This window comes from Legionella stuttgartensis (assembly GCF_977063405.2).
Window position 1 is genome coordinate 1 of the sequence record NZ_CDRUHA020000077.1, and the last position, 5211, is coordinate 5211.

Sequence of the window (5211 nt, forward strand, 5' to 3'; positions counted from 1 at the left end):
CAGCCTTAAATTCATTGAAATCAAAATTGGATAAATCTATCTTTTTATTCTTACTCATGGGCACCTCTTTTAAGTGTTGAAATTATAACAAGTTAAAAGAGATGACACAGTTATTTAAACACTACCCAACACGCACCTCCCGATACTCTTCATACGTTGATGATGCTTTTGATGAGTCATCCCATAAGAATAGATACTCTAAATTCTAATTTTCAACTACCACGCGATGGAAGTAGTCCTTCTTAAGTACTTGATTTAGGTACGAGTGGTAGAAAATTAAGTTGATTTAATTTATTCTCAAGTGTCATTACCCATTTACGTAATGATTGGCATGTTTCAATTTTACGAATCTCAAAAAACTTGCTGTTTAAACCAGTTTCCATTAATTTTGCTCTCAAATTTTCATCTATTCCTGCCAATAAACAACGCTTAGCACTATTTGCGCAATTATTAAAAACAATCGAATACTTTTGCCCACGCTCTTCTTGCATTGCCTTTATTATAGCGATTTCGTCCATATAACAAGGTAAACCACTTTCAGCCGTTGGCAAAGTTATACTGTAGTCAGCATGTCTGCCCTCAGTAAGGTCACGCCCTTTTATAAACTCTTCTTTACGGGAAGTATATTGCTTGCGGTGATGAGCTTGTTCTTGTAACCGCTTTAAATCATTTTCATTACGTCCATCGATTATAATATCTAATTTTCGCAGTTCTTCAACATGATGATTGATTGCAAGCTCAACTTGTTGCAGATTTTTCTCAGCTTTCTGCATGTCGTCATTATAGGCAAGCTCCGATTTTGAAATTAATTCGCTTACCTCAAGTTGGGACTTTATTTCAGTTTCACGCTCTTGTCTCAATTTAACTAGTTTTTCATTAAGTCGAATGGTTTGTTCTTTAGTTTTTGTATCAGGATGCTGTACTTTATTTAAATAGCTTAAAGTTCTTTCTGTAGCAGTAATTTGACCTTTTGTTTTATCTAAACCAAGTTCCATCTTGACTAATTGCTTTTTTAGATCTTTTAATTGGGCTTGGTGAGAACTTGTTAATAGCTTTTGTTGCCTTATTATATTCTCTTTTTCCAAACGTAGCTTGTTCAGTTCATTTGTAAAAATTGTACGTTTCTCTAAACTAATTTCCAAATCTGAAACTTCAAGAAAAAAATCAATATTTTTTTTCTTTTCGTCCTGAACATTATTTAAATCAGATTTGCGGTGTGAAATTTTCAGCGTGGTTAGTGAATCCTCAGAAACCATATCTTCTTCATGAGTACTAAATTCAGGCGTAACTCTTTTGCCTTTGATAGTTTCTGTTTTAGTTGGCCTATCTTCTGGCCAAAAACTGTGTGAGATCAGATCGCTCATTACCGTGATCGGTTTCAAATGAGATGATTCTGCGTTTGAATAGGTTATAGACGTTGTTTTAGTCGGAACAGCACGCAAAGTTTTTTTAACTTTAAGTGGTGCTGCATGTTGCTCAATAAAATCAAAATTTTCTTTATTGCGTTCATCAATTTCTATATTGAAATTGACATGCCCCACATTTTCTCCTTTTTTGTGGGATGCTAGAAGCGGTCCAAAAAATTTGTGCTTAATGCGCTTCTTTAACAAAGTTGCTGTCGACAACCAAATATTTACCTCAATCATATCGATACTTCTTGTAAAATTAATAAAATAAAAACACAAAAAAGCCAAGCATTAGATGAATGCCAATCATGTTAAATTATAGTGCATATTTTATTTTTTTAGAACATATCGAGAGCACTAAAACTTACTATTTTCGGTATAATATTTTTTGAGCACTCTTTCTCCAGAGACATTATGAAGACTAAAGCGTACATACCTGGAGAGTATCGCAATAATAAACCATTTAACCCACAAACAGAGCTCAAATTTGACCCAGATTAAATGCAAATGAACCGACTTTATTTGCTATTATAATGCTTACTAATTCGTTCAAAGAAAACTACCCTCATTTTCTAATTTATGTCTTTATTTAATATGAAACATGAAAATATTCATTGCATACGAATCGGGATTTTCAGGAGTTTTTAGTTCATCTTCTGTTTTAAAAACCTCGGTATAGTTTTTCATCGTAACAGCAGAAATCACTTTGCGCCAAAAATTGACCGCCTTTATATTTTCGGGCATGACGGCGACAGACCACTTTCCTGAGTATTTTTTAAATAGGTCATGAGCAACAAGAGTAGCAACTCCTTTACCTTGAAATTTTCTAAGAATAAAAAACTCCCCCATATTCCAATCAACTGCTTCAATGAGATGCTCTTTATCCAACAACACAAATCCCGCCAACTCATCATTGACTTTAACAATAAAGGCTTTTTCATTTGGAGTTTCAAAGTAGTGTTTAAAATCAATACATTCAAAAATCCCGTTTTCAGAACATGACCATCCCATATATCCAGTTCGATCATAAACATAATAGCTTGCCAGATTTTGTACAATTAGATAATCACTTATTGTTGCTAAGATTATTTCAATCTTCATTGTATGCCTTAACTTTAAAAAGTGAGAAATTTAAACTAATTCGTTGAGTCGCGTTTCTTCATCCTGTAAAGACTGATCGACATTCGTTAATGATCTTGCCTTGAATAATCCAAAGAAACTGAATATACGATGATCGCCCAATGCTTTGCGAACTTCTGCATCCTTACGAACGTCAACAATCAATGCAGAGCATTGTGCCTTCAACAAGGCTGCTTTAATAGCTTGTGCTTTTTTATGGGCGCTGTCGCTAAAAAAACCGGTTTTGCGCTCTAATCGATCAACTTCTTTAAGCACATCATTAATCCCCTTTTTTGAAAGATTCAGAACTGGTTTGCTGCTAGTAAGAGGATTTGCGAAAGGAACTTCAGATTTAGAGCTTGTTGTTGCTATCAAAGACTCTTTCCTAACCTCTGGGTTTATAAGCGGTCTTTTATCTTCATTATGTCTAACGATTTCTTCACCTTCTTCATCATTCTCGGCTTCTTCATCATTTTCGTTTTCTTCATCTTCAAGGTCTTCTAGATCTTGCTCTCTTTGATGCTGCATCCATACGTCTTCCAAATCTTCATCTTTATCCTCGTTGGAGGATTGAGAAGTTTTCGATGCTTTTTCTAGTGCACTGAGGGTGAACTTATTTCCTTCTATATAAAAGTCCTCAATACGCTGTTTGCTTAAATCCTCATCAGAAACATTGCTCAACAATTCGTAATGAGATTGCCTTATTTTTTTTATTCCCTCCACATAGTCTGTTAAGCCAGCATTTTTATAAAACAATAAAAACTCAGGTATACGAAAGTCATCGTCTAAACTATCAACCCAGTCTGGGTTATTCAAGGCAAAGCCCACAAATGCTATACTTAAGGGACCGCAAGAAACCAGCTTTGTTCCATCTTTAACAGGGCTTTGTACTGTATGAGGAGACATCACCAACTTCATATCACCTATGGCGCTCGTACTTTCTAATTGCAGCCTTTTTTTCCCTTTAATTCTGGCTTCTTCGTTTGGATAACCTAATGGATTAAATAAAAAGAACGTTACGCGATTATCTTTCTCTTTACGAAGAATACCAGCCATATAATGCGCGCCTCCTAATTCGGGCTTAAATATGATGGGCAAATAGAGTTTATTGGATTGCAATAATCTTTCTTTAGTTGCGTTCATAACTTCATTAAAAGGCGAACGGTCTGTAAAAGAACAATGGTCTATCCCATCAAAAAACACGTAGGGTTCCAAATATTTTTGTTTTAATAGAGGTGCTCTGTCCTGTTTCAAGGCCTTCTGGTAAAGGGCCCAGACCAATCGCTGAGTATCGTCGTTATGATACCAAACATTAAAGTCTCGGCTGTCCTCTTTATCACGGCTTACAAATTGTTCTTGCGCTTTAGTCATAATTTATATTGCTCTTTAATTTAATCATTCCGAATAATTTATAACACTTTAATATGAAGAATACCTTAACTAAGTAACCTTTATGCAAAATTTTGTTACATTAATTTCTAAACATTCAGGTTATTGGTTAGAACATCGTTAACTGACTGCAACGATTTTGCGTTATTCCATCCTAGTCGACCAAAAAACGTCATTGGTGACAAACGTTGAATATTTAAAGCCTTATACAATTGAGTGTTAGGATTTTTAACAATTAACTTCAACTGAGCCTCATTTATTTGAGGTGGTAATTCGTTAAGGGCACTAATAATCGCCTTTAATTTTTTAGAACTGTTCATCCAATAGGGATCATGGCTAATGGCTCCCTTTTCTAATCGTTTAATTTGCTGCGTAATTGTTAATCCAAGTAGCGCACATGCTTCTAATTTATTTTGATAGTTAATATTCTGAGTAGTGGTTACTGGTAATTCATATGAAACATCCTTTGAGGCCGCGTCCAGAGTTGGGTCTTTGATATCCTCAGCATTTATAGAATAATCTTGCTCATTGACGCCATTAGTATTTAGCCTCATAACAGTTATCTTTTTTTCCATTGGCACGTGCGATCTTGAAAATGCGTTTAATGCGAATTGTAGTGAATTAAACGACGGTCTAAAATCACCACTTTGGTGGTTAATAACACAAAGTTTGTTATTTTTATCAAAAAATGCATTTCCTGCTGAAATACATACAGCATCAAAAGGGTTCATACTAGCCATTTGGTAGTGCGCAGGAATATGTGCAAAAGGATATCCTTCTGCTGCAAACACTAACTCTCCATTAAATCGCAAAAGAAATCGCACAACTTTATAAGGTTTGTCTAAGGTTTTAATTAAACAGTCGGGTCGTGATAATAAGACGTGAAGTTGATCTGCACTAACAATAAGAGGATTATTCTTAAAAGGTCTAATTGCTCCCACCACGCCTATGGGTTGAGCCTTATCCATAATATTAAAAATATCTAAGAGTAATTTTGGCATAACACAAGCACCTAACAAACATAAGATAAGTATAGTTTTATCAAATCATTATTAACAATTTATTAAAATATGATGGCTTAAGATAAAAAAGACCCATGTGACTAATTTTAATTAAAATAATTTATATATTTTCCATATATTAATTACTTAGTTTTTTGAGTTCACATTTGGGTGAGTAGACCGGCGGAACTTCCCCGCCAGCCCCTCTCAGAACCGTACGTGAGCCTCTCGACTCATACGGCTCCCATCAAGCAAAGCTTTTCCCTATACCTATTCGCCAATGAGGAAAAAGAGTT

The 5211-nt window shown here is 34.9% G+C and carries 4 protein-coding genes; all 4 read right to left on the minus strand.

What is annotated here, in order from left to right; genetic code table 11:
* Nucleotides 1-242 precede the first annotated feature (242 nt).
* The 4 genes from ACWTEW_RS27720 to ACWTEW_RS27735 all read right to left on the minus strand — a co-directional run bounded on the left by ACWTEW_RS27720 (nt 243) and on the right by ACWTEW_RS27735 (nt 4915).
* Nucleotides 243-1646 (minus strand): hypothetical protein, encoded by a 1404-nt coding sequence (locus tag ACWTEW_RS27720; protein ID WP_028378758.1) that lies wholly within the window; start codon nt 1644-1646, stop codon nt 243-245.
* Between the two features lie 345 nt (nt 1647-1991).
* Nucleotides 1992-2507, minus strand: coding sequence for a GNAT family N-acetyltransferase (locus ACWTEW_RS27725; RefSeq protein ID WP_028378759.1), 516 nt, complete (start codon nt 2505-2507; stop codon nt 1992-1994).
* 30 nt (nt 2508-2537) lie between these two features.
* Complete coding sequence (locus tag ACWTEW_RS27730) at nt 2538-3896, minus strand: hypothetical protein (RefSeq protein WP_028378760.1); 1359 nt, start codon at nt 3894-3896, stop codon at nt 2538-2540.
* Nucleotides 3897-4003: 107 nt separating this feature from the next.
* A complete protein-coding gene (locus ACWTEW_RS27735) occupies nt 4004-4915 on the minus strand; it encodes a hypothetical protein (protein WP_050598500.1) in 912 nt (303 codons plus the stop codon).
* Nucleotides 4916-5211: the final 296 nt, after the last annotated feature.

Coding starts and splice junctions, on each gene's coding strand:
- ACWTEW_RS27720 (WP_028378758.1), bottom strand. CDS start 1,646: ATGATTGAGGTAAATATTTGGTTGTCGACAGCAACTTTGTTAAAGAAG.
- ACWTEW_RS27725 (WP_028378759.1), bottom strand. CDS start 2,507: ATGAAGATTGAAATAATCTTAGCAACAATAAGTGATTATCTAATTGTA.
- ACWTEW_RS27730 (WP_028378760.1), bottom strand. CDS start 3,896: ATGACTAAAGCGCAAGAACAATTTGTAAGCCGTGATAAAGAGGACAGC.
- ACWTEW_RS27735 (WP_050598500.1), bottom strand. CDS start 4,915: ATGCCAAAATTACTCTTAGATATTTTTAATATTATGGATAAGGCTCAA.